This is a genomic window from Dendronalium sp. ChiSLP03b (genome assembly GCF_034531165.2).
Taxonomy (GTDB): Bacteria; Cyanobacteriota; Cyanobacteriia; order Cyanobacteriales; family Nostocaceae; genus Dendronalium; species Dendronalium minutum.
The window spans coordinates 75,934-98,051 of sequence record NZ_JAVRBR020000158.1 but is presented as its reverse complement, the minus strand read 5'-3'; the positions used below and the strand labels follow the sequence as shown (position 1 = coordinate 98,051).

Annotated in this window: 34 protein-coding genes; 1 reads left to right on the top strand and 33 read right to left on the bottom strand. The window is 45.3% G+C overall.

Annotated features, from left to right (window positions below; all coding sequences use genetic code 11):
* Positions 1-184: 184 nt before the first annotated feature.
* Positions 185-313, bottom strand: a complete 129-nt coding sequence (locus RMY31_RS37255) for a hypothetical protein (RefSeq protein WP_409879829.1) — start codon at positions 311-313, stop codon at positions 185-187.
* 334 nt (positions 314-647) lie between these two features.
* Between RMY31_RS37255 and RMY31_RS37250 the strand changes: the two genes are divergently transcribed.
* Positions 648-2,030, top strand: coding sequence for an MATE family efflux transporter (locus RMY31_RS37250; RefSeq protein WP_322664502.1), 1,383 nt, complete (start codon positions 648-650; stop codon positions 2,028-2,030).
* A 15-nt stretch (positions 2,031-2,045) separates the two neighbouring features.
* On the opposite strand, the gene RMY31_RS37245 is transcribed toward RMY31_RS37250, so the two are convergent.
* From RMY31_RS37245 to rplB, 32 genes are all read right to left on the bottom strand, one after another.
* Positions 2,046-3,035 carry a D-alanine--D-alanine ligase gene (locus RMY31_RS37245; RefSeq protein WP_322664500.1) on the bottom strand — a complete coding sequence of 330 codons (990 nt, stop codon included), beginning with the start codon at positions 3,033-3,035 and terminating at the stop codon, positions 2,046-2,048.
* A 93-nt stretch (positions 3,036-3,128) separates the two neighbouring features.
* On the bottom strand, positions 3,129-3,512 hold the full coding sequence (locus RMY31_RS37240) for an SET domain-containing protein (RefSeq protein ID WP_322664498.1): 384 nt from the start codon (positions 3,510-3,512) through the stop codon (positions 3,129-3,131).
* A 109-nt stretch (positions 3,513-3,621) separates the two neighbouring features.
* On the bottom strand, positions 3,622-4,782 hold the full coding sequence (locus RMY31_RS37235; protein ID WP_322664496.1) for a KamA family radical SAM protein: 1,161 nt from the start codon (positions 4,780-4,782) through the stop codon (positions 3,622-3,624).
* A 595-nt stretch (positions 4,783-5,377) separates the two neighbouring features.
* A complete protein-coding gene (prfA, locus tag RMY31_RS37230; protein WP_322664494.1) occupies positions 5,378-6,478 on the bottom strand; it encodes a peptide chain release factor 1 in 1,101 nt (366 codons plus the stop codon).
* Between the two features lie 100 nt (positions 6,479-6,578).
* The gene (gene rpmE / locus RMY31_RS37225) at positions 6,579-6,818 is read right to left on the bottom strand and encodes a 50S ribosomal protein L31 (protein ID WP_214435217.1); all 240 of its coding nucleotides are present in this window, start codon (positions 6,816-6,818) and stop codon (positions 6,579-6,581) included.
* 156 nt (positions 6,819-6,974) lie between these two features.
* Positions 6,975-7,391 (bottom strand): 30S ribosomal protein S9, encoded by a 417-nt coding sequence (rpsI, locus tag RMY31_RS37220; RefSeq protein ID WP_206265065.1) that lies wholly within the window; start codon positions 7,389-7,391, stop codon positions 6,975-6,977.
* Positions 7,391-7,846, bottom strand: a complete 456-nt coding sequence (rplM, locus tag RMY31_RS37215; protein WP_322664490.1) for a 50S ribosomal protein L13 — start codon at positions 7,844-7,846, stop codon at positions 7,391-7,393. Before rplM ends, rpsI begins: the two co-directional genes overlap by 1 nt.
* 139 nt (positions 7,847-7,985) lie before the next feature.
* Positions 7,986-8,816, bottom strand: coding sequence for a tRNA pseudouridine synthase A (gene truA / locus RMY31_RS37210; protein ID WP_409879821.1), 831 nt, complete (start codon positions 8,814-8,816; stop codon positions 7,986-7,988).
* Positions 8,817-8,884: 68 nt separating this feature from the next.
* Entirely contained in the window at positions 8,885-9,235 is a 351-nt protein-coding gene (rplQ, locus tag RMY31_RS37205; protein WP_322664486.1) for a 50S ribosomal protein L17, read from the bottom strand.
* A gap of 34 nt (positions 9,236-9,269) precedes the next feature.
* On the bottom strand, positions 9,270-10,217 hold the full coding sequence (locus tag RMY31_RS37200; RefSeq protein ID WP_322664484.1) for a DNA-directed RNA polymerase subunit alpha: 948 nt from the start codon (positions 10,215-10,217) through the stop codon (positions 9,270-9,272).
* A 348-nt stretch (positions 10,218-10,565) separates the two neighbouring features.
* Positions 10,566-10,961, bottom strand: a complete 396-nt coding sequence (gene rpsK / locus RMY31_RS37195) for a 30S ribosomal protein S11 (protein ID WP_010998331.1) — start codon at positions 10,959-10,961, stop codon at positions 10,566-10,568.
* A 54-nt stretch (positions 10,962-11,015) separates the two neighbouring features.
* Positions 11,016-11,396, bottom strand: coding sequence for a 30S ribosomal protein S13 (gene rpsM / locus RMY31_RS37190; protein WP_322664477.1), 381 nt, complete (start codon positions 11,394-11,396; stop codon positions 11,016-11,018).
* 116 nt (positions 11,397-11,512) lie between these two features.
* Positions 11,513-11,626, bottom strand: a complete 114-nt coding sequence (rpmJ, locus tag RMY31_RS37185) for a 50S ribosomal protein L36 (RefSeq protein WP_010998333.1) — start codon at positions 11,624-11,626, stop codon at positions 11,513-11,515.
* Between the two features lie 117 nt (positions 11,627-11,743).
* The gene (locus RMY31_RS37180; protein ID WP_322664473.1) at positions 11,744-11,992 is read right to left on the bottom strand and encodes a translation initiation factor IF-1; all 249 of its coding nucleotides are present in this window, start codon (positions 11,990-11,992) and stop codon (positions 11,744-11,746) included.
* The gene (gene infA / locus RMY31_RS37175) at positions 11,993-12,217 is read right to left on the bottom strand and encodes a translation initiation factor IF-1 (protein ID WP_006276978.1); all 225 of its coding nucleotides are present in this window, start codon (positions 12,215-12,217) and stop codon (positions 11,993-11,995) included.
* A gap of 198 nt (positions 12,218-12,415) precedes the next feature.
* Entirely contained in the window at positions 12,416-12,970 is a 555-nt protein-coding gene (locus RMY31_RS37170) for an adenylate kinase (RefSeq protein WP_322664471.1), read from the bottom strand.
* On the bottom strand, positions 12,970-14,283 hold the full coding sequence (gene secY, locus RMY31_RS37165) for a preprotein translocase subunit SecY (RefSeq protein WP_322664469.1): 1,314 nt from the start codon (positions 14,281-14,283) through the stop codon (positions 12,970-12,972). The genes RMY31_RS37170 and secY overlap by 1 nt, the downstream gene beginning before the upstream one ends.
* Before the next feature lie 67 nt (positions 14,284-14,350).
* Positions 14,351-14,797, bottom strand: coding sequence for a 50S ribosomal protein L15 (gene rplO, locus RMY31_RS37160; protein ID WP_322664467.1), 447 nt, complete (start codon positions 14,795-14,797; stop codon positions 14,351-14,353).
* A gap of 174 nt (positions 14,798-14,971) precedes the next feature.
* Complete coding sequence (gene rpsE / locus RMY31_RS37155; protein WP_322664465.1) at positions 14,972-15,496, bottom strand: 30S ribosomal protein S5; 525 nt, start codon at positions 15,494-15,496, stop codon at positions 14,972-14,974.
* Positions 15,497-15,577: 81 nt separating this feature from the next.
* Positions 15,578-15,940, bottom strand: coding sequence for a 50S ribosomal protein L18 (rplR, locus tag RMY31_RS37150; RefSeq protein ID WP_322664463.1), 363 nt, complete (start codon positions 15,938-15,940; stop codon positions 15,578-15,580).
* A gap of 2 nt (positions 15,941-15,942) precedes the next feature.
* Positions 15,943-16,491, bottom strand: a complete 549-nt coding sequence (gene rplF, locus RMY31_RS37145; RefSeq protein WP_322664461.1) for a 50S ribosomal protein L6 — start codon at positions 16,489-16,491, stop codon at positions 15,943-15,945.
* Between the two features lie 163 nt (positions 16,492-16,654).
* Positions 16,655-17,056 carry a 30S ribosomal protein S8 gene (rpsH, locus tag RMY31_RS37140; protein WP_322664459.1) on the bottom strand — a complete coding sequence of 134 codons (402 nt, stop codon included), beginning with the start codon at positions 17,054-17,056 and terminating at the stop codon, positions 16,655-16,657.
* Positions 17,057-17,076: 20 nt separating this feature from the next.
* Positions 17,077-17,625 carry a large ribosomal subunit protein uL5 gene (gene rplE / locus RMY31_RS37135; protein ID WP_409879809.1) on the bottom strand — a complete coding sequence of 183 codons (549 nt, stop codon included), beginning with the start codon at positions 17,623-17,625 and terminating at the stop codon, positions 17,077-17,079.
* A 136-nt stretch (positions 17,626-17,761) separates the two neighbouring features.
* Positions 17,762-18,115, bottom strand: coding sequence for a 50S ribosomal protein L24 (gene rplX, locus RMY31_RS37130; protein ID WP_409879805.1), 354 nt, complete (start codon positions 18,113-18,115; stop codon positions 17,762-17,764).
* Positions 18,115-18,483 (bottom strand): 50S ribosomal protein L14, encoded by a 369-nt coding sequence (rplN, locus tag RMY31_RS37125; RefSeq protein ID WP_193896007.1) that lies wholly within the window; start codon positions 18,481-18,483, stop codon positions 18,115-18,117. The genes rplX and rplN overlap by 1 nt, the downstream gene beginning before the upstream one ends.
* A 42-nt stretch (positions 18,484-18,525) precedes the next feature.
* Entirely contained in the window at positions 18,526-18,777 is a 252-nt protein-coding gene (rpsQ, locus tag RMY31_RS37120; protein ID WP_322657405.1) for a 30S ribosomal protein S17, read from the bottom strand.
* A gap of 12 nt (positions 18,778-18,789) precedes the next feature.
* A complete protein-coding gene (gene rpmC / locus RMY31_RS37115; protein WP_322657404.1) occupies positions 18,790-19,011 on the bottom strand; it encodes a 50S ribosomal protein L29 in 222 nt (73 codons plus the stop codon).
* Positions 19,012-19,014: 3 nt separating this feature from the next.
* Positions 19,015-19,440, bottom strand: a complete 426-nt coding sequence (rplP, locus tag RMY31_RS37110) for a 50S ribosomal protein L16 (protein ID WP_322657403.1) — start codon at positions 19,438-19,440, stop codon at positions 19,015-19,017.
* Positions 19,441-19,533: 93 nt separating this feature from the next.
* Entirely contained in the window at positions 19,534-20,295 is a 762-nt protein-coding gene (gene rpsC / locus RMY31_RS37105; RefSeq protein WP_322657401.1) for a 30S ribosomal protein S3, read from the bottom strand.
* A 53-nt stretch (positions 20,296-20,348) separates the two neighbouring features.
* Positions 20,349-20,708 (bottom strand): 50S ribosomal protein L22, encoded by a 360-nt coding sequence (rplV, locus tag RMY31_RS37100; protein WP_322657400.1) that lies wholly within the window; start codon positions 20,706-20,708, stop codon positions 20,349-20,351.
* A gap of 64 nt (positions 20,709-20,772) precedes the next feature.
* Positions 20,773-21,051 carry a 30S ribosomal protein S19 gene (rpsS, locus tag RMY31_RS37095; RefSeq protein ID WP_214435238.1) on the bottom strand — a complete coding sequence of 93 codons (279 nt, stop codon included), beginning with the start codon at positions 21,049-21,051 and terminating at the stop codon, positions 20,773-20,775.
* A gap of 85 nt (positions 21,052-21,136) precedes the next feature.
* Positions 21,137-22,000, bottom strand: a complete 864-nt coding sequence (gene rplB / locus RMY31_RS37090) for a 50S ribosomal protein L2 (protein WP_322657399.1) — start codon at positions 21,998-22,000, stop codon at positions 21,137-21,139.
* Between the last annotated feature and the right edge of the window lie 118 nt (positions 22,001-22,118).

Sequence of the window (22,118 nt, the reverse complement as noted above, 5' to 3'; positions counted from 1 at the left end):
TTCAGGTAACAGGCTTACCTTTACTTCGGTCAATTACCGCAATAATCTTTCTACAGCTGATTGAGTTGTTGCCATAGGGTGGTAAGCTGATGTGCTTTTAAGTTGCATAACCTTAGCCTCATACCAGTTCACTAAAATTATGAAACAGATGTAAACCCTGAAAACCTTGCTGCATCTAAGTTTTTTAATTGCGAATTGCGAATTGCGAATTGTGAATTGGTATCAGAAAGACGCGGTGAGACAGCACTCTTGGTAGGGTTTCCAACGCCAGTCGCTCATGGGGAGCCACTGCGGTGGACGGGTTCCCCAGCATAAAGCAAGTGGCGTGGAGACCCCCAAGACCGCGCTGGCTCCTCCGCAGGCGACTGCGTTAGCGAGCCTGCGAGCGTCACCCGAAGAGGGACGCGGGGATTCAATTTAAATGACGATTAGCTGATGTAAATGGGATCGCAAAAAACAGCGATCGCAAGTTAGTACTGGTTCGCGATCGCCTTTGTTGACGTTTTGTCCAGCAGCAATACCAGAACGACAACAATCGCTACGAGTATTTATGCAAATTAAATGCGCTTTAGCTCAAAAAATGTCTTAATATATCTTAATGTACTTAAGTGTTACTTTTTTAGCACTTTCCTTAATTTTGCGCCGGAATGGAGTTAACTTCAAAAGATTTTAAGTCAGATCTGATATTAGAAGTCCAAGCTTGCCTGCAATTGGCAGTCCCTTTGGTAATTGCTCAAATATTGGAAGCGGGTATTCCTTTATTGGATGGAGTGATGATGGGGTTGCTTAACAGTCAAGCTTTAGCTGCTGGTGCTTTAGGTGCAGTAACCTTTTCTACTTTAGCTTCCGTTTGTCGTTCTACTCTTTCAGCAGTAGGTGCGAGTGTCGCAAATGCCTTTGGTGCAGGAAAAATAGATCGAGTTAGCCGTGCCACTGGTCAAGGAATCTGGTTAGCGACTCTCATGTGCTTACCTATGATGTTTATTATTTGGCACTTTGACTCTGTTCTGCTGCTTAGCGGTCAAGAAGAAAGCAATGTGTTACTGGCTAAAACATATTTGCATTCTATTGTTTGGGGTTTTCCTGCTGCGCTTGGCTTCTGTATCTTAAAAGAAGTTAGCTCCGCCCTCAATCGCCCTCAATTTCTGACGGTAATTACGGTAGCTGGATTGTTAATGAATGCAGCTGCTAATTACATGCTTATGTTCGGTAACTTTGGTTTACCAACTCTTGGTTTAGCTGGCATTGGTTGGGCAAGCACACTTATTCTTTGGCTGAATTTCATCGCCGCTGCTGGATGGATCTGCTTCGATGAATACTTCAAAGATTACCAGCTTAATTGCGCTCTGCATCAGTTCGATAAGGATATGTTTGTAGATATCTTGCAAACTGGGTGGTTTTTGGGCTTGCAGTATGGAGCAGAAGTTGGAGTATTCACTGCCATTGCCTTATCGATCGGGTGGTTTGGGACAGAGACGTTAGCAGCTCATGAAATTGCCGTCGAGACAGAAAGTTTTGTCGAGACGGTATCTATAGGTATTTCTTATGCCATCACGATGAGAGTGGGACAGCTGAGGGGACAAAACGATCTTAGGGGTGTCTTCAGAGCAGGATTTGTCGGAATTGCCCTTATCACTCCCTTTGTGAGCATCGTGGTACTAATTTTTTGGCTGTTTCCTAACTCTATTGTGGCAATGTTCTTAGATACTACTGATTTGAATAATGTCGAGATACTGAAAACAGCAATTTCTTTCCTAGAGATGGCGGCAATAGCTCAGTTTTTTTATTCTATTCAGGCTATTGCTGCTGGTGCTTTGATCGGGTTGAAAGATACCAAAGTACCGATGTTAATCACCATGTTCGCTTATTGGGGGGTTGGTCTAGGTGGAGGTTATTTGATGGCACTGACTTTAGGTTGGGGTGCTATCGGTTTATGGTTGGGTTTAGCACTAGGGCTGCTCGTAGGTGCAGTGCTTTTAACTTGGCGTTTTTATCTTTTAACTTCCGAATCTTTCAGTCTTGAACATTAACCATCCGTGACTTGTTCAACATTTGTACCTTTGCCATGCAGATTCAACTATTTCAGCAATGATTTCTGTATATGACACACCAGCCAAACGCCCCATAATTGGCAGGTCTGAGCGGATATGATGTAGTCCTGGCAACGGGTTAACCTCCATGAACTGCAATACACCACTAGCATCGCCGCGCAGATCCACGCGAGCAGCATCACGGCAACCAAGAGTATGATAGGCATCCAGTGCCAGCTGCTTTGCTTGTGCTGCGAGTGGGTCGGGATCTATGAGCAAACGATAAGATACCCGTTCCAAATACTCATCTTTGTTGAGGGTCGTGTAAGCAGAAGTTTCTGCTTGGTCCGTAAAAATTACTTCCATTACACCTACTACTTGTGAGTTGCTACCGTTGCCAACAATGCCGACTGTTACTTCTCGACCGGGAAGGAAAGTTTCCACCAGTACGGGCTGCTGAAAAAGTTTGCGTAACAATTGATAAGTATTTACTAGCTCTTCGTGTTCTTTAACAAACGAACGTCCAGTTACCCCTTTAGAACTGCCCTCTGCCATAGGCTTGAGGAAAAGTGGCATTGGCAGTGACACGGCTGTTGCTTCTGCGGTAGTACTCACCACTTCAAAGGGGGCTGTAGGCAAGCCGCGATCGCGCACTACCCTTTTAGCAAGAGCCTTGTCTAGCGTTAGGGCGCAGGTGAGGGGATCGGAAAAGGTATAAGGTTGAGCAAATAATTCACAAACTGCGGGGACTTGCGCTTCCCGAGACCGACCCTGCAACCCCTCAGCAATATTGAAAATCAAATCCCAGCGATCGCCTTTTGCCAACCTCAAAGCCAGTTCTCTACCATTGCCAACACGTTCAACTTGATGACCTAACTGGAGTAGTGCAGCTTCCAGCCCGATAATGGTTTCTTGATCATCAAATTCCATCACTTCAGCAGCGCTGAAACCAGCCTTAAGGTAGTCTGCCTTCAGGTCATAACACAGACCAATGAATAACCCCATAATTTTATAAATCTTAGTGAGAAAGTTTTTGCTGTTATTTAATATCTCAATCAGGTATCTTAATTGCAGGAGTTACGATAACTAAGTCTTTGATTAAATCGAAGATATCTCATCAACAACATCAAACCAAATAGGAGATTTATCGTTAGGAGAGCCATTATAGTTTGCAGTAATCTCTTCTCCCACTTCTATATCTTGGTAAGCAATTAACTCCAACTTTCGGTCAGAAAATTTTTTCACATAGTAACTATTGGGATTGTAAGAATGGTTAATTAAGGAAGATAAACCTAGTGCAATCGCCGCAGCGTTATCTTCCCAATCATAGTAATAGTTACCCAAAACTGTTTGGTCGATTAACTTAACCTGTTCTGCGGGTATAACAACAACTGGCGTTCTTTCAATCAGCTCTCCTTTCAAAAAGGGCTTCTGTGCGAAGACACCTCGACCTTTAAGGTTTGTATTGCCCACAATTAACATTCCAAGTACTCTCCTCTGCGATGACTTAGCTTGTTAGTTCGCCAATCAGCCAACTGAATCATCCCTACTGGTTCTTTTAGATGATGACAATTAACTCATATGTATGACATCAACCCTGCTCTACTGGATCTACATAGTTGTATGTCTCGCCTGCCCAATTTCGTATTAAAGCTGTACCCTTTTCGTAGGCAAGTAAAGTCTCGGCTTGAATTGGTACTTTGCCACCGCCGCCAGGAGCATCAATTACATAGGTTGGTACAGCATAGCCAGTGGTATGACCGCGCAATTTAGAGATGAGATCGATCCCAGTTTGGATACTCGTTCGCAAATGAGCAGTACCGACAACTGGATCGCATTGGTAAAGGTAGTAGGGTCGCACGCGCAGCTTGAGAAGACCGTGAAACAAATTCTTGAGCGCTTTTTCAGAGTCATTCACACCTTTCAATAGCACGGTTTGACTGCCTAAAGGAATGCCACTGTCAGCCAGGCGATCGCAGGCTTGTGCTACTTCTGGTGTTAGTTCCCGCACGTGACAAAAATGCAAAGACAGCCACACGCGATGCTGGCGAAGCAAGGCAACAAGTTCTGGTGTAATTCGCTGCGGTAAGAAACTGGGTACGCGAGAGCCAATACGTAGAAACTCTATGTGTGGAATAGCACGCAGCCGTCCTAGCAAATTGTCTAAAGGTTCATCAGACATTAACAGAGGATCGCCACCAGAAATTAGTACATCACGTACCTCAGTGTGTTCCTCAAGATAAGCGACGATCGCATCCAACCGCCGCGTTACTGGGTACATCTCACCTTGGCTCACTAAACGAGAGCGCGTACAGTAACGGCAATAAGCAGCACAAGTGTCTAGAGCCAGCAGCAATACCCGGTCGGGGTAGCGGTGTACGAGTCCTGGTACTGGAGCATCGTTATCCTCACCGCATGGGTCTACCATATCTGAGGTACTAACTACTAGTTCTTCTTCTCGCGGTATCACTTGTAACCGCAACGGACAAAGCGGATCTTCTGGATCGAGTAACGATGCAAAATATGGTGTTATAGCTACAGCAAACTTCTCTGGTGCTATTAAAAGTCCCTTTTCTTCAGTAGGAGTAAGCCGCAGCAACGGCTGAAAGTGTTCTAGCTTAGTTAACCGATGCCGCATTTGCCAGCGCCAATCGTTCCAGTTTTTGCGCTCGTAAGTCTCTCCTAAAATCTGACAAATTTTTTCACTTCGACTCTCGGTTATTAGAGGAGCTAAAATAGTATTTTTTCCCATGATTAGAACTCAATTAAGTTAGAAGAATAAACCGATTACTATTGTTTAAACTTGAGTTGACAAAGCAAATTTTTCTAATTCACATCAAGCGTGAATTAAAAATGCTTCTTCTACAATGGTTTATAAATTCGCCCAAAATTATTATTTTGGGATTATCTATCTACGAAATTACAAAGGTTTCAAGACTTAATTCACATTAAGCGTAATTCCTAATAAGACTCAAGCAAAACAGTGGCAAATATCTGAATTTGCAGCCCAAAGCAGCTCTGAAAGCCAAAGGCTATGAAATCAAGCAAATATAAAAAATCTACTGTTTACAGCATCAGGTGTATATTTCTTAGTGATACAAAAAAGGTAAAATCTCTAGCAGCTTTTGTCATAGCATATTTTTTGCTTGCTAGCAAAGATAAATGTAAAAATAATTTATAGCTACCAAATTTTAAAGAATTTAATAAGTTAAACCGCGTCATATAGTACAAATTTGCCCATTATCCTTATCAAAGGTAAATCGAACCACATCCCATGAAAAAACCGCCTGTGTATGTTGAAAGCAACAGCAAAACAAGCGGTTTTCTATATTATTTTACAGAGACGATTAGCCAGTAGCACCAGAAGCGGCTAACTCCGCCAAACGTTCCTGCTGGTCTTGAGAGATACAAGATTGAATAACCGACTCTAAATCACCTTCTAAAACAGGGTTAAGGGAATAGTTTTGACCTAAACGGTGGTCGGTAACGCGGTTGTCTTTGTAATTGTAGGTGCGAATTTTTTCCGATCGCGACCCTGTACCTACTTGCGATCGCCTCATGGAAGTTACAGCTTCTTGTTGTTCGCGTAACTTCATTTCATACAACTTCGCCCGCAAAATTTGCATCGCCCGTTCTTTGTTTTGCAACTGGCTGCGTTCTTCCGTACAGAAAATTCTGATTCCTGTCGGTTTGTGCATCAAGTCAACGGCAGTTTCCACCTTGTTGACGTTTTGTCCGCCAGCACCACCAGAACGCGCTGTGGTCATTTCAATATCTTTTGGGTCAATGTGAATTTCCACATCATCCACCTCTGGCATAATCGCCACGGTAGCTGTGGAAGTATGAACCCGTCCCCCAGCTTCAGTTGTTGGCACGCGCTGCACGCGATGCACTCCAGCTTCAAACTTTAACTGGCTGTAAACGTCATCACCTTTAATTTCTAGAATGACCTCTTTCCAGCCACCCATTTCTCCCAGAGATTCGCTCACTAGAGAAACTTTCCAACCTTGTGTCTGGGCATAGCGGGTGTACATCCGCATCAAATCGCCAGCCCAAATACTTGCTTCATCACCACCAGTGCCAGCGCGAATTTCCAACATGATATTCTTTTCATCATTGGGGTCGCGTGGTAGCAGTAAGACTTTCAAGCGAGTCTCTAAATATTCTATTTTTTCTTCAAGTTCCTTTACTTCCAGTGCTGCCATTTCTTGCAACTCTGGGTCACTCGCAGATTCTTTGTAAACCTGACGCGCTCCGATCAAGTCTTCTTGAGCTGTTTTCCAAGTTTCATAGGTATTAACTACCTCTTCCAAAGAAGAACGAGACTTAGCAATTTGTTGATACTCATCAGGGTTGCTAGCAGTATCGGGGTCGCCAAGACGACGTGTTAATTCATTAAAGGTTTGTTCTACGGATTTTAGTTTATCCAGTAAGTATGATTCAGCCATGACGAGTGCGATCGCTCCTTAAAATAACAAATTGGCTCGAGCATTAAATGACAATCGACCCAGCCGATGCAGGGTCGTCGTTAACAGCAGAGCCAATCAGCTACTTCTTCTTTTTGCCACCAGAGCTTTGTTCGCCCGACATACCGTATTTGCGAAGGAAGCGCTCTACTCTACCTTCAGTGTCAATAATCTTCTGAGTACCAGTGTAAAAGGGATGGTTTCCAGACCAGACATCTACGTGTAATTCTGGCTTAGTAGAACCAACAGTCATCACAACTTGACCGTTGCAATATACTTTTGCGTCTGGATACCACTTGGGATGAATATCAGATTTAGCCATTGTTCCTTTTGTGGTGAATCTATATAAATTATAACTTTCAAGTCTCAAATAGGATTAGGGATTAGTGACTGGGGACTGGGGACTAGGTAAGAGGAGAAAAGTTTAAATCGATAGTTCTTCCCAATACCCAATCCCCGATCCCTAGTCCCCAATCGCCTATCGCTTCGAGTACTGAGGTGCTTTCCGGGCTTTGTGCAAACCATATTTTTTCCGCTCTTTTGCCCGTGGATCGCGAGTTAGATAACCTTCAGTTTTTAAAGGTGGGCGGTTATCTGGGTCTAGTTGGCATAAAGCACGGGCAACTCCTAAGCGAACAGAATCAGCCTGTCCGGTCAAGCCGCCGCCTTCCGCTTTCACTAAAATGTCATATTCGTTTTCTAGTCCCAGAGTTTCTAAGGGCGCTTTGATGACTCCCAGGTAATTGGCATTGAATTGGAAATACAAGTCTCCAGGCTTGCCATTCACAATCATTTGACCGCTACCGGGAACCAAGCGTACCCGTGCTACTGCGGACTTACGACGGCCAGTACCCCAGTACACGGCGCGACCGCTATTGCTTTCTGCTACTACCATTAATCTTCTGCTCCAGGAATTGTATTAACTTTCAGTTCTTTAGGTTTTTGCGCTGTGTGGGGATGAGTCGGGCCTGCGTAGACTTTCAGTTTTGTGAACAACTGCTTGCCCAAGCTATTTTTAGGTAGCATACCTTTAACAGCGTGTTCGACAATCCGTTCTGGTAAACGTTGTTGCAATTTGGCAAAGGTTTCTGTCTTCATCCCACCGGGACGACCAGAATGGCGACGGTAGACTTTCTGGGTACGCTTTTTGCCTGTAACTGCGATTTTTTCAGCGTTGACGACAATAACGAAGTCACCTGTATCTAAGTGGGGAGTATATTCAGCTTTGTTTTTGCCTCTAAGAATTTGGGCGACTTCGCTGGCGAGGCGACCAAGGCGTTGGTCAGTAGCATCGACTACGTACCACTCACGCTCAAGGGATTCTTGAGGAGGAAGGTATGTTTTACTCATGTTTGTTTGTTAGTTGTTAGTTGTTATTTGTGAGGCGGTGCGTTGGGCGGGTTCCCCGACTTGAAGCAACTGTCGTTAGCGCAGCGTTAGCGAGTTTTCGAGCGTCACCCGTAAGGGTCAGTTGTTTTTGTCTAATCCCTCAACACTGACTCATCACTAGCTTTGGTTGGGTGTCGTACCAAATCTCGCTCTTGAAGGGAAAATCTGGATATCCGACTCGTAACAAGCATAAGCCTTGCGGAGGTGCGGCGTGTTTTACTTCTTCCCGGCGTTGTTCTTTCCAGAGTTCGGTGAAGCTAGCCAGCGTCCGCTGTTCCGAGCCGACTTGCGCCAGCATTCCTACCAAAAGCCGTACCATGCCATACAAAAATCCATCTGCCTGTATTTCAATATGGATAAATGGCCCGCTGCGAAGACACTCTGCTGCTTGCACCTCTACCCAGGAATGCGATCGCTTTGAGCCTGCACGGTGAAAAGCCGCTAAATGATGCTTTCCCAACAGAGGTTTCAGGGCAGCTTGGATTAAAGATTCATCCAGGGGTGCATAATAATAATGCCAACTGAAAGGTTTCACGAACAAGTTCGGTCGATCTTCAGTGTATATTGTGTAGCGATAGCGTCGATAAGCTGCACTAAAGCGAGCGTGCCAACGATTATCTACACTAGCTGAAGCTCTGATTAATATATCTGATGGCAGATAGCTGTTTAGAACAGTAGCCCACTTGTGAGCCGGAATCAAACCTGTAGCTTCAAAATGGGCGACTTGAGCGGCAGCATGAACTCCGGCATCGGTACGCCCAGCACCATGTAGTGTCACATGATGTCCAAGAATTTTAGCGATCGCTATTTCTATCTCTTCTTGAACTGTACGATGTTTCTTTTGCCGTTGCCAGCCATGAAAATGAGTGCCCAGGTATTGAATTACTAGGGCCACTCGCTGAGTTGGTGTAGGCTGGTGGCTATCTAACATAGAATTAACTTAAGTTTGAAGTTTGAAGTCTGAAAATTTCATCCTCGATCCTTCATCCTTCATCCTTCTTAGACCAGTTCAATTATTGCCATTTCAGCATTATCTCCCCGACGAGGCACGGTATGGAGAATCCTGGTATAACCACCTTGACGATTACCATACCGAGTAGGAGCTTGCTCAAACAAAGCATGAACTAGTTGTTTGTCATAGATGTAACCAAGAGCTGCCCGACGCGATGCTAGGGAGCCGTCTTTGGCTAGTGTAATCATTTTATCTACTTCACTTCGCAGTACTTTAGCTCGGACTAAAGTAGTGGTAATCCGACCATGACGGATGAGTTCGGTGGTCAGCGCCCGCAATAGAGCGCGGCGCTGGTCAGCTGGTTTACTGAGTTTTTTGACTCGATTCCGGTGACGCATAATAAGGCACTGTGATATGATTAGGGGTTTGCGCTTAACTGTGTTTAGATCCTCTTTCTTGTGGTAGCGTAATGCCTAAGCGCCGCTGTAAAGCTTCTACTACCTCCTCTGCTGACTTCTGACCAAAGTTTTTAATTTCTAACAGGTCTTCTTGGGTGTAATCCAACAAGTCGGCAACAGAGTTAACTTGTGCCCGCTTGAGACAGTTGTACGCCCGCACGGAAAGTTGCAACTCTTCGATAGGAATTTGAGCAGTGGGATCGTCTGGAATTTCTGAATCTGGGCCGGGTTGATCGAGAGAGATATCTTTCAAGGGGTTGAATAACTCTACCAAGATCCCAGCGGCTGAAGATAGTGCTTCTTGAGGTGAGACACTACCATTTGTCCAAACTTCTAACAGTAGTCGGTCTTTTGTAATTGAGCCATCCCCACGGGCTTCCTCGACACTGTAGTTAACTTTCCGTACAGGCATAAACACTGAGTCGATTTGCAGAAAGTCCAAAGATGTGGCTTCTTCACGTCCTCGCTCTACAGTGCGATACCCTTTGCCTCTCTCGATCCGAAATTCCATTTCCAGTTTTCCACCCTCAGCTAAGGTGGCTACATACTGGGTCGGATCGATGACTTCTACTTCACTGGGCAAGTCAAAATGAGCCACAGTAACTGTCGCAGGTCCGTTTACGAGTAGTCTACCAATCTGGGGTTGCGATGAATAGCTTTTGAGGATGACTTCCTTCATTTTCATGAGGATTTCCAGTACGTCCTCGCGTACACCCGGAACTGTAGCAAACTCGTGTGTAACACCTGCAATTCGCACTGCTGTAACTGCTGTCCCCTCTAGATTGGACAGTAAAACCCGCCGCAGCGCGTTGCCAACTGTTGTTCCTTGACCGCGCTCTAGAGGTTCCAGAACAAATTTACTATAATGGCTTCGACTTTCCTCAGTATTAGACTCTACACATTCAATTTGAAACTGCGCCACGGAGTAGCCTCCCTTGTGTTAAGGTGCTGCTAGCAGGCAAATCAATTGCCTCTCGAAATTTACTTTATTGCCTTGAGATGCCTTTAGGTGTATCAAATTGCCAATATGCGCTTGGCAGTGTTTGATATTCCTACTTAGGTCTGCAAGTGATGATTATTTTGGGTTATCCGAAGTTTAGCAGCCCCCTGATTTAGGAAGATCTGATTTGCTTCTGGTCACCCAATCTGTCCAAATTTGTTTAGCGATCACCCTGCTTGACAGTTTGTACACCAACCGTTCAAGCAACCATTGCAGGTGACTTTATCTTGGCTCAAACTTTTTGCCTACATACTGCCTCACAGGTTGTATCTAAACTCGGCGACGTTTGGGAGGACGGCAACCATTGTGAGGAATGGGCGTAATATCCCGAATCAGTGTAATTTCCAGTCCTGCTCCTTGGAGTGCCCGAATAGCAGTTTCTCTACCTGCTCCAGGGCCGCTGACCATCACCTCGATTTGACGCATCCCTTGGTCGATAGCTCGACGTGCTGCACTTTCAGCAGCAGTTTGGGCTGCAAAGGGAGTTCCCTTTTTTGCACCTTTAAAACCGCTAGAACCAGCACTGGCCCAGGAGATGACATCTCCGTTTTGATCGGTAATGGTGACAATGCTATTGTTGAAAGTAGACTGGATGTAGGCCATCCCATTGGGGACGTTCCGTTTCTGTTTTTTGCTCCCGCTTTTTTTAGTTGGTTGTCTCGCCATATTTGTTCAGTTAATTTAAGGTGAAACTTGCTCTGGTGAGCAAGGGTTGAAATATTACTTGCCTGGAGCCTTCTTCTTACCTGCCACTGTCTGCCTTCTCCCTCGACGGGTTCTAGCATTAGTGCGGGTTCTTTGACCTCTGACTGGTAAGCCCATGCGATGACGACGGCCTCTGTAAGCTCCAATATCAATTAAGCGCTTAATGTTCATTGCCTCTAAGCGCCGCAAATCCCCTTCAACTTGATAGTTGCTTTCTACTTCTCCTCGCAGGGCTGCTACATCGGCATCACTTAGGTCTTTAACGCGGGTGTCTGGGTTCACACCTGTAGCCGCCAGAATTTCCTGCGACCTAGATAATCCAATTCCGTAAATGTAAGTTAGACCAATCTCGACGCGTTTATCACGTGGAAGGTCTACTCCGGCAATACGTGCCACAATGAATCTCTCCCTATTTTTATCGCAATTGCTGTTGGAAAAACGCGACTCATCGCGTCTATAACTTGTTTATGGCGATCGCGTGCGTCGCACTCACTCTCAGATATCTAAGAACCTTATCCTTGACGTTGCTTGTGCTTGGGATTCACGCAAATCACCATCACGCGCCCACGACGGCGGATTACGTTACACTTTTCACAAATTTTCTTGACTGAGGCTCTGACTTTCATGCCTTTTTAAACTGACTCCAAATAGTAAATCATAGCATTTCTATGAACACTTATTCAATTAAATGAATGAGTAAAACCAAAAAAAATGGTTTTATGGTAGACTTCTCTACATACTACTTACTTCTTCCGATATCGATAGTTGATTCTGCCTTTTATCATGTCAGTACTGTCTAATTTCACTCTGACGCGATTCCCAGTTAACAATGATATGTTTACAGCTAACGGCAAGGTAAGCAAAGATGGAATCACCATCTGTTCAGCCAAAAAGCTGTCACGAGGTAATAATTCTGTAACACTGCCTTCCATTTGAATTGCTTCTGGTTTGGTCAATAATTTACTTACCTCCGATGAAGATTTTACTTGCATTTACTTCTTACGCAAGCGGTAGGTGATCCGACCTTTAGTCAAGTCGTAGGGAGTTAATTCCACTTTGACGCGATCGCCAGGTAAAATCTTAATGTAATTGCGGCGAATCTTGCCGGAAATGTGGGCCAAGACGTTAAAGCCATTGTCTAAGTCAACGCGAAACATCGCATTAGGCAAAGACTCTGTAACTGTGCCTTCCATTTCAATCAAATCTTGTTTAGACAATTATTTTTTCCTCAACTCAACAATTTCCTGTTCAGCCGCAGCACCTAGCTGCAAAAGAACACATTTTAAGAAATATCTCAACAGTTTCTTAATATATCTTAGCTAAAATTGATCTGCTTCCTATAGAGATAGAGGAGTAGTCAGTAGAAAGTGGTGAGTGGGAAATATTTTTTCTACTCCCTACTCCTTGTTGTCAGGCTAGGCAGTTAATACCTTTTGCAGTTCAGTGGTGACTTCTTCTTGGGACTGGTCGCCGTTAACAGTCAGGAGCCTTTGGCGATCGCGGTAATAATCTATTAAAGGTGCGGTTTCCGTGCGGTAAACTTCCAGACGACGACGAATCACTTCTTCACTATCATCTTTTCGTCCTCGAGCCAGTAAACGGGCTACCACAACTTTATCTGGCGCATCCAGATTGACTACCTTTTCGCCACTTTGATGGTTTTTTGCCAGTAGTTCTTCTAGAAAAACTGCTTGCGTCACTTTGCGAGGAAAACCATCCAAAATCCAACCAGATTGGGCATCCGACTGGTTAAGACGCTCCTGAACCAAATCCTGTACTAGCTGGTCAGGGACTAACTCACCGCTATCAACATAACTTTGAGCCTTAATCCCTAACGGAGTTTGCTCTTTCATGGCTTGTCTTAATATTTCACCCGTAGAAATATGAGGAATATGCAAGTTTTTAGCCAAGGTTTGAGCTTGAGTTCCTTTACCAGATCCAGGTGGCCCCAAGAAGATTAATCGCGTCACTATTGTTTCACCATTCCTTCATAGCGCTGAGAGATAACGTAAGTTTGAACTTGTTTAGCTGTATCAATCGCCACACCGACCAGAATTAACAAAGAGGTAGCACCCAATCCCTTAAAGGTTGGCACTCCCAAAGCACTTTCGACAGCGGTGGGAATAATAGCAACGAAGCCCAAAAAGACAGCACCTAAAAAAGTCAGTCGATTGATCACCCGTTCTATATACTCACTAGTCGCCTTACCTGGACGGATACCCGGAATACTAGAACCCATTTTCTTCAAGTTCTGTGCTATGTCTACTGGGTTAACAATCAACGAAGAATAGAAATAGCTGAAGAAAATAATCGAAGTTAAGTAAACCAAGGCATAAGCCCAAGGTGCAGAACCACCAGGACTTAAATAAGTGTTTACAATGTTTGCTATTTCCGGATTTTTTGTGAAATTGGCGATTAAAAGTGGCAAACTCAAAATGGCTGCTGCAAAAATAATCGGCATTACACCCCCGGAATTAAGCCGCAGGGGTAGATAGCTACGCTGTTCTGCTAAAACTCGCCGACCAACTTGGCGACGGGCTGAAATAATCGGGATGCGGCGGATTCCTTCCTGAACAAACACAATACCAACAATCGTTGCCAGGAATACCAGCACCAGCACAATCACGCGACCAACTATTTCTCTGCCGCCAACCTGCACCAAATCAATGGTATCGCCTAGAGATTTAGGTAATGAAGCGACAATATTGACAAAAATCAATAATGATGCACCGTTACCAATACCACGTTCTGTGATCAGTTCCGAAGCCCACATGACGAACATTGAACCAGCCACGAGAGCGATCGCGGTTTCCGCTACGAATATCGGCCCTGGATTTAAAGCAAATTGCTGTAAGAATAAAGCTGAAAAAGCTACACTTTGAACAATTGCCCAACCCAGAGAGACATAGCGCGTGATTTGCGAGATTTTTCGCCGACCTGCTTCGCCTTCGTTTTTCTGTAAATTTTCTAAAGATGGAATTGCAGCGGTGAGTAATTGGATGATAATAGACGCATTAATGAAGGGCAAAATTCCCAAAGCAAAGACTCCCAAAGTTGAAAGTCCTCGCCCAGAAAAGATATCCAATAAACCAAATATGGAATTGTTGCCCGATATAGCTTCGGCAAACCTTGGTCTATCAATCCCTGGTACGGGCAAAAAGATGCCTAGGCGCACCAAAATTAAAATACCGACGGTGACAAGCAGCCTACCTCTCAGTCCGGCTGCTTGTGCCATCTGCATAAAAGTTTCTTGAGCCGTTGGGGCTTTGTCTCGACTGATCATAGAGTGCTACCTTCATAGTTAACCAGGCGCTGGCAGCGAGTTGGCTTGCAAAGTGCGCTTTTCTGGCTCACTCTAAAACTTCACAGCTCCCGCCAGCTGCCTCAATTTTGCTACGAGCTTGGCCCGTGAAAGCTGCTGCCTGTACCTTGAGAGGTACATTTAATTCGCCATTACCTAAAATTTTCAATGGCCCCTTGACAGCAGTCAGAATTCCTGCTGTTTTTAAGGAGGTCAAATTTACTTCTGTATTGGCAGGAAGAGAAGCTAACTTCTCTACATTAATCGTAGTGTAATTCTTCCGATTCACAATCGGAAAGCCCTTCAGTTTGGGTAGACGACGGTACAACGGCTGTTGACCCCCTTCAAACCCTGGTCGGGTACTGCTACCAGAGCGAGATTTTTGACCTCTCATACCTAAACCAGCACTGGCACCTTGTCCGGCGGAAATACCCCTACCTACACGGCGGCGGCGCTTTTTTGAGCCTTTTTGCGGCTTAACATCGTTGAGTCTCATAAGCTAAAAATTGTGAATTGTGAGTTGTCAGTTGTCAGTTGTCTGAAAATAAGAACAAAAGATTAGTACAACGGAAATAACTATCCAGTTGAAAAAGCTTACTGTATGAGCTTAATAACCTTCTGCCTCCTGCCTACTGCCTTCTGCCTTTTTAGACTACGGACAAATGACTACTTAGATGTAGAGATTTTCAATAGCAATACCGCGATCTTCAGCGACTTCAGCAAAGGTACGCAGTGTAGATAAGGCGTTAACTGCGGCTCTAGCATTATTAAGCGGATTATTGGAGCCGAGTTGTTTAGCTAAGACATTACGAACCCCAGCTAACTCCAGTACAGTCCGGACAGCACCACCAGCAATTACCCCAGTACCAGGTGCGGCTGGGCGCATAATCACTTTGGCACCGCCACCAACTCCATCAATGGGATGAGGAATGGAGTTTGATTTGGTAATTGGGATGTCAATTAGATGTTTTTTGCCATCAGCTACGCCTTTTTTCACAGCACCAATTACATCTGAGGCTTTGCCTACTCCGACACCAACTTGACCGCGTTCGTTACCGACGACAACGATCGCTCGGAAGCTGAGTTTTTTACCTCCTTTGACGACCTTGCTTACTCGTCGGATCTGGATGACCCGCTCTTGCCAGTTGGTTTCTTCTTTCTTTGCGCGGTTAGCTTTACGACGACCAGTTGCCATAATCAAATGCTCTCTATTAGTCAGTTGTCAGTTGTCAGTTGTCAGTTGTCAGTTGCTACTGACTATTGACCACTGACCGATTTAGAAATCTAAACCAGCCTCGCGTGCTGCCTCAGCTAGCGCTTTGACACGACCATGATATAAGTTACCACCGCGATCGAATACTACTTGGGTGATGCCTTTTTCTAGCGATCGCGCGGCGAGCAATCTGCCGACTTGCGAGGATGCTTCGCAGTTAGCACCGGAAGCTAAACTAGATTTCAATTCAGGTTCTACACTTGATGCGGCCACTAAAGTCTGATGTTTAGTATCATCAATTACCTGCGCGTAAATATGCTCGTTCGAGCGAAATACGGCTAAGCGTGGGCGTTCTGAAGAACCGTGAACTTTGCCACGGATACGTCGATGGCGACGCTGTTTTGATTCTTTACGAGTAAGTTTCATTTTTACTTCTTACCACTCTTACCAGTCTTACCAGCTTTGCGTCTTACCACTTCACCTGCATAGCGAATGCCTTTACCTTTGTAAGGCTCTGGTGGACGAACGGCACGAATTTTAGCTGCTGTGTTACCTACTATTTCTTTGTCATAGCCGCTGACAATGACGTTAGTTGTACCTTCGACTGCAAACTGAATTCCATCTGGTGGAATAATTTGCACCTGATGGCTGTAACCCATGTTCAAGACTAGGTTACGACCTTGAATTTGTGCCCGGTAGCCCACACCTTGGATTTCCAAACGGCGTTGAAAACCTTGGGAAACTCCCTCGACCATATTGGCAACTAAAGTCCGGCTCAAACCGTGTAGTTGCCTGGAAGTACGGGATTCATCCCGACGAGTGACCTGCAATATTTCCCCTTCTTGGGAAACTATGACATTGGCAGGCAGATCGCGAGAAAGTTCCCCTTTAGGCCCTTTCACAACTACCTTTGTGCCATCAATCGCCACTTGTACTTTGGCGGGAATAGTAATTGGACGTTTACCAATACGAGACATAACTTTTTGTCCTTTGTCAGTTGTCAGTTGTCAGTTGTCAGTTGTCAGTTGTGAGTCAGTGTGGTCTTGGGGGTTTCCCCCATGAACAACTGACGAACCTGAAGGGTCAGTTGTCTTTGTACTAATGACCGATGACTAATGACCGATGACTAATGACTAATAACTACCAAACGTAGCAAAGTACTTCACCACCCAAGTTCTGACGACGCGCTTCGCGGTCTGTCATGATGCCACTGGATGTAGAAATAATGGCAATGCCGATGCCACCTAGTACCCTTGGTAATTCTTTTCTGTTGGAATAAACGCGCAAACCAGGTTTACTGACTCGCTTTAAAGTGGTAATGAGAGGCTGACGATTTTTACCCTTATATTTCAAGGAAATCACCAGATTACGCTTTACCCCTTCTCCTGCTTCTTCAAATTCAGCTATAAAGCCTTCTTCTCGCAGCACTTTGGCAATACTACGTGTCATTTTTGTGGCTGGCACTTGTGTAGTTTGATGCCTTGCCAAATTGGCATTGCGGATGCGCGTCAGCATATCTGCAATTGTGTCGTTAGCCGCCATCGTTCCCTCTTTAGATGAACTTATTGATCGCGAAAGGGCATTCCCAATTCCTTAAGTAAGGCGCGGCCCTCTTCGTCATTTTTCGCTGTGGTGATGATGGAAATATCCAGACCACGGATTTGATCGATGCTGTCGTACTCGACTTCTGGAAAAATTAGCTGTTCTCTCACACCTAGAGTATAGTTACCGCGACCGTCAAAACTTTTGGGACTAACGCCGCGAAAGTCTCTAATTCTGGGCAGTGACAAGCTAACTAGTCGGTCGAGAAAGGCATACATCCTCTCGCCTCTCAGAGTCACCATGATGCCCACAGGCATACCTTGACGAATTTTGAAGCCAGCGATCGCCTTTTTTGCCCGTGTCACTACTGGTTTTTGACCAGTGATCAGCGCAATTTCATTTAAAGACGCTTCCAGCGCCTTCGCATTTTGAGCCGCTTCCCCCAATCCTCTATTAATAGTAACTTTTACCAACTTCGGCACTTGATGAACGTTGGTATATTGAAACTGATTAGTCAGTTTGGGGACGATTGTCTCTTGGTATAAAGTTTTGAGTCTTGTGGTCGCCATAGTTTTTTGTCCTGATTATCCCTGGGCTTGGTCAGGGAAAGTTTTTAGTTATGAGTTATGAGTTACTAGATTATTAGCTATTAGTGATTATTTAAATTTAATTTCTAATTTCTCACTCTTAACTCCTAACTCCTAACTATTTATCTAGAATTTCGCCAGTTTTCTTGAGCTTTCTGACTTTCTTGCCTTCCTCTGTGAAGGTATAGCAAACGCGACTAGCAACGTTTTGTTTGGTTGAATAGAGCATCACATTGGAGCTATGAATAGGAGCCTCCTGGGTGACAATCCGTCCCGATTCCCCTTCTTGCTGGGGTTTCACGTGCTTAGTTTTAATATTGACACCTTTGACAATAACTTTACTGAGTTGAGGCAGTGCTTGAATCACTTCACCAACTTTACCTTTGTCTTTGCCAGCAATTACTTGCACGGTATCACCAGTTTTGACGTGCATTTTGTGGAATACTTTCGGCGTATCCTGTTTGGTTGCCATTACAGCACCTCCGGAGCCAGAGAAACAATTTTGGTGAAGTTTTTATCGCGCAGTTCCCGTGCAACTGGACCAAAGACCCGTGTGCCTCTAGGGTTACCATCTTTGTTGATGATTACAGCAGCGTTATCGTCAAAGCGAATGGTCATACCGCTGTCTCGACGGATATTGTGGCGAGTGCGGACAATCACAGCTTCCACAACATCAGATTTTTTGACAGCCATGTTGGGGATGGCATCTTTGACGACGGCAATTATTTTGTCGCCGATAAAACCATAACGGCTGTTACCTGCGCCTAAAACGCGGATGCACATAAGTTTACGGGCACCGCTATTATCTGCGACATTTAGGTAGGTTTGGGGTTGAATCACAATTAATCTCCCTTGTGAAGTTGTTATAGAAATAACAACTATTTAAGTTGTAGCTTTGGCGTTCAGGACTTCTGTGACTTGCCAGCGCTTGGTTTTACTCAGGGGTCTAGTTTCCTGAATGCGAACGCGATCGCCCACTTTGCACTGATTTTCTTCATCGTGAGCTTTATAGCGCCGGGTTTGAACTACAATCTTGCCGTACTTGGGATGGGGAGCGCGGTTTTCCACGGCAACTACCACCGTTTTTTGCATCTTGTCGCTCACTACCAAGCCAACTCGTTCTTTGATTGCCATAATCTCCTACTTTTACTCTTGAGGCGGTTGACTTGCTGCCCGTTTGCGTTCTGCCTCTACTGTCAGTAATTGGGCTAGGCGATGTCGGGCGTGTCGGAACTGGTGGGGCTTCTCTAGCTGTCTTGTGGCTTTTTGCAAACGCAACTGAAATAATTGTCTTTTAATGGCGACAATTTCCTGAGCCAGTTTGTCGTCACTTAATTCTCTAGCTTCTGAAATCTTGGGAAGAGGCATAACCTACTCCTGCTCCTGTGGCTGAGAGCGCACAATAAACTTGGTTTTGATTGGCAGCTTAAATGAAGCCAAGCGCATAGCTTCACGGGCGACTTCTTCCGAAACGCCAGCGATTTCAAACAAAATTCGCCCAGGCTTGACTACTGCTACCCAAAATTCCGGCGAACCTTTACCGGAACCCATCCGGGTTTCAGCGGGGCGCATAGTTACAGGTTTGTCAGGGAAAACCCGAATCCAGATTTGTCCGCCCCTACGGATGTAACGGGTCATTGCCCGACGGGAAGCCTCAATTTGACGAGAGGTAATCCAGGCTGGTTCTTGAGCTTGGAGTGCAAAATCACCAAAGTTGAGGGTACTGCCACGGAAGGCTAGACCTTCCATCCGTCCGCGCTGTTGCTTGCGGAATTTAGTTCTTCTAGGACTTAACATGACTAGGTACTGAGGATTAGGGATTAGGGATTGGGGATTAGGGATTGGGGATTGGGTGTAATTCTTACCCAGTCACCAGTCACCAGTCCGCTTTTATCCTTCATTTGAACGGTCTTCAAATTGCTGGCGACGGCGTTGTTGTTGACGGCGACGGGGTTCGCGCTCGCGCTCATGTGCTGCTGGTGGAGGTGGAGTTTCTTCCTGTCCAGGAATAATTTCTCCCTTAAATACCCACACTTTGATACCCAAAATGCCGTAAACTGTCTTGGCTGTACAGTACGAGTAGTCAATATCAGCCCTTAAGGTATGTAAAGGTACTCTACCTTCACGCGTCCACTCTGTACGGGCAATTTCTGCCCCGTTGAGCCGGCCGCTGACTTGGATTTTAATACCTTGGATACCGGCACGTTGGGCACGCTGAATTGCTTGCCTGACCACCCGCCGAAAGGAAACGCGGCGTTCCAATTGTTGAGCGATGTATTCAGCAATTAGATATGCATCAGCATCAACTCGCTGTACTTCAACTACGTTGATGCGAATTTGGCGATTGCTACCCAAAAGTTCTTGGAGTCCGGTACGCAATGCTTCGATACCTTGTCCACCACGGCCTACTACTACACCTGGGCGAGCCGTGCGGACTTCCAAGTCTATTTGGTCTGCTTTGCGCTCAATCCGAACTTCAGAAATTCCGGCGTTGTTTTGAGCGAGTCTGCCCAATTTTTGTTCTATGTATTTACGTAGTTTATGGTCTTCTTGGAGAAGTTCTGGATAGCGGTCAGGAACGGCAAACCAACGGGATTGATGTTCTTGTGTAATACCCAGACGAAAACCAACTGGATGAATTTTCTGTCCCACTAAATACTTCCTCTAAAATTTATTACTTTACCCGGTTTCTCATGTCAGGATGCTTATTCAGCATCGGGATTAGCAGCAACGGCTAAAGTAATATGACATGTCGGCTTGCGAATCTGGTAAGCTCGTCCTTGGGCTCTAGGTTGGAACCGTTTTAGCACCGGGCCTTGATCTGCGTATGCTTGGGAAATGATTAGTTGAGTCCGGTCTAACCCAGCGTTATGCTCGGCATTGGCCGCAGCGCTTCTGAGAAGTTTCAATACTGGTTCGGTAGCTCTGTAGGGCATGAATTCCAGGATAATCAGTGCTTCTCGGTATGACCGCCCTCGAATTTGGTCGAGTACGCGCCGCACTTTAAAGGGAGACATGCGTATAAAACGGGCGATCGCTTTTACTTCAGTAGTATCAATAGCCATAATTTTCTCCTTTAGGCATTAGTCATTAGTCATCAGTCATCGGCTAAGAACTAATGACTAATGACTATCTCCCTGCTTTTTTGTCACTTTTTCCATGACCTCTGTAGGTACGTGTCGGGGCAAATTCACCCAACTTGTGTCCTACCATCTGCTCATTGATAAAAACCGGAACGTGTTGCCGTCCGTTGTGAACAGCTATAGTATGTCCAACCATCAGGGGCAAAATTGTCGATGCTCTCGACCAAGTTTTGATAACTTGTTTTTCGTTTCTATCATTCAGCTTTTCAATCTTGCTGAGTAAATGATCGGCAACGAAAGGACCTTTTTTTAGAGAACGACCCATAGTTTGATTTTGGATTTGAGAATTAGGAATGAGGAGTCAGGAGTGAGGAATTAGATATAACTTTTAATTCCTAACTCTCAACTCTTTAAGATTCACGACCACCACGACCGCGTTTAGATGATTTGCGGCGACGGCGCACAATCAATTTACTGCTGGCTTTTTTGCGTTTACGTGTCTTCGCACCCAAGGCTGGTTTACCCCAAGGTGTTACAGGCCCAGACCTACCGATAGGCGCTCTACCTTCACCACCGCCGTGGGGGTGGTCAACGGGATTCATCACACTACCTCTAACCTTAGGACGGCGTCCCTTCCAGCGATTGCGCCCTGCTTTACCTGCACTCAAGTTTCTGGCATCGGTGTTGCCTACTTGTCCAATGGTGGCATAGCATTCCCGCCGAATCAGCCGGACTTCTCCTGAAGGCAGCTTGAGGGTCACATAATTACCTTCTTTTGCTACAACTTGTGCTGTAGCACCCGCTGAACGTACAATTTGACCGCCTTTACCAGGAGTCAGTTCTACGTTGTGAACGCTCGTACCTAAAGGAATATTCGAGAGTGGCAAAGCATTGCCATCTTCAATAGGAGACTCAGGCCCAGCAATAATTTTTGTCCCAACTTTTAACCCATTGGGCTGAAGGATATAGCGCTTTTCGCCATCTTCATAATGTAAAAGGGCAATGCGAGCATTACGGTTGGGATCGTATTCAATAGCTGCAACTGTGGCAGGAATACTACGCTTATCTCTTTTAAAATCAATAATCCGATAAAGTTGTTTGTGTCCGCCACCCCGACGGCGGCTAGTAATCCGCCCTTGATTATTGCGGCCTTTGGGACGATGTACGTACTTCGTTAGCGATTTCTCCGGCTCCGTTTTCGTGATTTCGGAAAAGTCGGAGATAGTAACTTGGCGAGTACTTGGGGTATAAGGGCGATAAGAACGAGTACCCATATTTTTAAGTGCTGAGTGCTGTTAGCGATGGCGGGGCGTTGAGCCCGTGCTGAGTTTTGAATTTTAAGTTTTGAGTGATGAGTTTTGAGTGTAGTAACTTATAATTCATAACTCCTAA

Coding starts and splice junctions, on each gene's coding strand:
- truA (WP_409879821.1), bottom strand. CDS start 8,816: ATGTTAGATAGCCACCAGCCTACACCAACTCAGCGAGTGGCCCTAGTA.
- rpmC (WP_322657404.1), bottom strand. CDS start 19,011: ATGCCTCTTCCCAAGATTTCAGAAGCTAGAGAATTAAGTGACGACAAA.
- rpmJ (WP_010998333.1), bottom strand. CDS start 11,626: ATGAAAGTCAGAGCCTCAGTCAAGAAAATTTGTGAAAAGTGTAACGTA.
- rplQ (WP_322664486.1), bottom strand. CDS start 9,235: ATGCGTCACCGGAATCGAGTCAAAAAACTCAGTAAACCAGCTGACCAG.
- RMY31_RS37245 (WP_322664500.1), bottom strand. CDS start 3,035: ATGGGGTTATTCATTGGTCTGTGTTATGACCTGAAGGCAGACTACCTT.
- rpsS (WP_214435238.1), bottom strand. CDS start 21,051: ATGGGTCGTTCTCTAAAAAAAGGTCCTTTCGTTGCCGATCATTTACTC.
- rplB (WP_322657399.1), bottom strand. CDS start 22,000: ATGGGTACTCGTTCTTATCGCCCTTATACCCCAAGTACTCGCCAAGTT.
- rplE (WP_409879809.1), bottom strand. CDS start 17,625: ATGGCGACCACAAGACTCAAAACTTTATACCAAGAGACAATCGTCCCC.
- RMY31_RS37180 (WP_322664473.1), bottom strand. CDS start 11,992: ATGCAAGTAAAATCTTCATCGGAGGTAAGTAAATTATTGACCAAACCA.
- rpmE (WP_214435217.1), bottom strand. CDS start 6,818: ATGGCTAAATCTGATATTCATCCCAAGTGGTATCCAGACGCAAAAGTA.
- rpsE (WP_322664465.1), bottom strand. CDS start 15,496: ATGGCAACTGGTCGTCGTAAAGCTAACCGCGCAAAGAAAGAAGAAACC.
- rpsQ (WP_322657405.1), bottom strand. CDS start 18,777: ATGGCAATCAAAGAACGAGTTGGCTTGGTAGTGAGCGACAAGATGCAA.
- rplR (WP_322664463.1), bottom strand. CDS start 15,940: ATGAAACTTACTCGTAAAGAATCAAAACAGCGTCGCCATCGACGTATC.
- prfA (WP_322664494.1), bottom strand. CDS start 6,478: ATGGCTGAATCATACTTACTGGATAAACTAAAATCCGTAGAACAAACC.
- rplX (WP_409879805.1), bottom strand. CDS start 18,115: ATGGCAACCAAACAGGATACGCCGAAAGTATTCCACAAAATGCACGTC.
- RMY31_RS37235 (WP_322664496.1), bottom strand. CDS start 4,782: ATGGGAAAAAATACTATTTTAGCTCCTCTAATAACCGAGAGTCGAAGT.
- rpsI (WP_206265065.1), bottom strand. CDS start 7,391: ATGGTAGTAGCAGAAAGCAATAGCGGTCGCGCCGTGTACTGGGGTACT.
- rpsH (WP_322664459.1), bottom strand. CDS start 17,056: ATGGCGGCTAACGACACAATTGCAGATATGCTGACGCGCATCCGCAAT.
- rplO (WP_322664467.1), bottom strand. CDS start 14,797: ATGAGACTCAACGATGTTAAGCCGCAAAAAGGCTCAAAAAAGCGCCGC.
- rplP (WP_322657403.1), bottom strand. CDS start 19,440: ATGTTAAGTCCTAGAAGAACTAAATTCCGCAAGCAACAGCGCGGACGG.
- RMY31_RS37240 (WP_322664498.1), bottom strand. CDS start 3,512: ATGTTAATTGTGGGCAATACAAACCTTAAAGGTCGAGGTGTCTTCGCA.
- RMY31_RS37255 (WP_409879829.1), bottom strand. CDS start 313: ATGCTGGGGAACCCGTCCACCGCAGTGGCTCCCCATGAGCGACTGGCG.
- rplF (WP_322664461.1), bottom strand. CDS start 16,491: ATGTCTCGTATTGGTAAACGTCCAATTACTATTCCCGCCAAAGTACAA.
- secY (WP_322664469.1), bottom strand. CDS start 14,283: ATGATCAGTCGAGACAAAGCCCCAACGGCTCAAGAAACTTTTATGCAG.
- rplM (WP_322664490.1), bottom strand. CDS start 7,846: ATGAGTAAAACATACCTTCCTCCTCAAGAATCCCTTGAGCGTGAGTGG.
- rpsK (WP_010998331.1), bottom strand. CDS start 10,961: ATGGCGAGACAACCAACTAAAAAAAGCGGGAGCAAAAAACAGAAACGG.
- rplV (WP_322657400.1), bottom strand. CDS start 20,708: ATGGCTATTGATACTACTGAAGTAAAAGCGATCGCCCGTTTTATACGC.
- RMY31_RS37250 (WP_322664502.1), top strand. CDS start 648: ATGGAGTTAACTTCAAAAGATTTTAAGTCAGATCTGATATTAGAAGTC.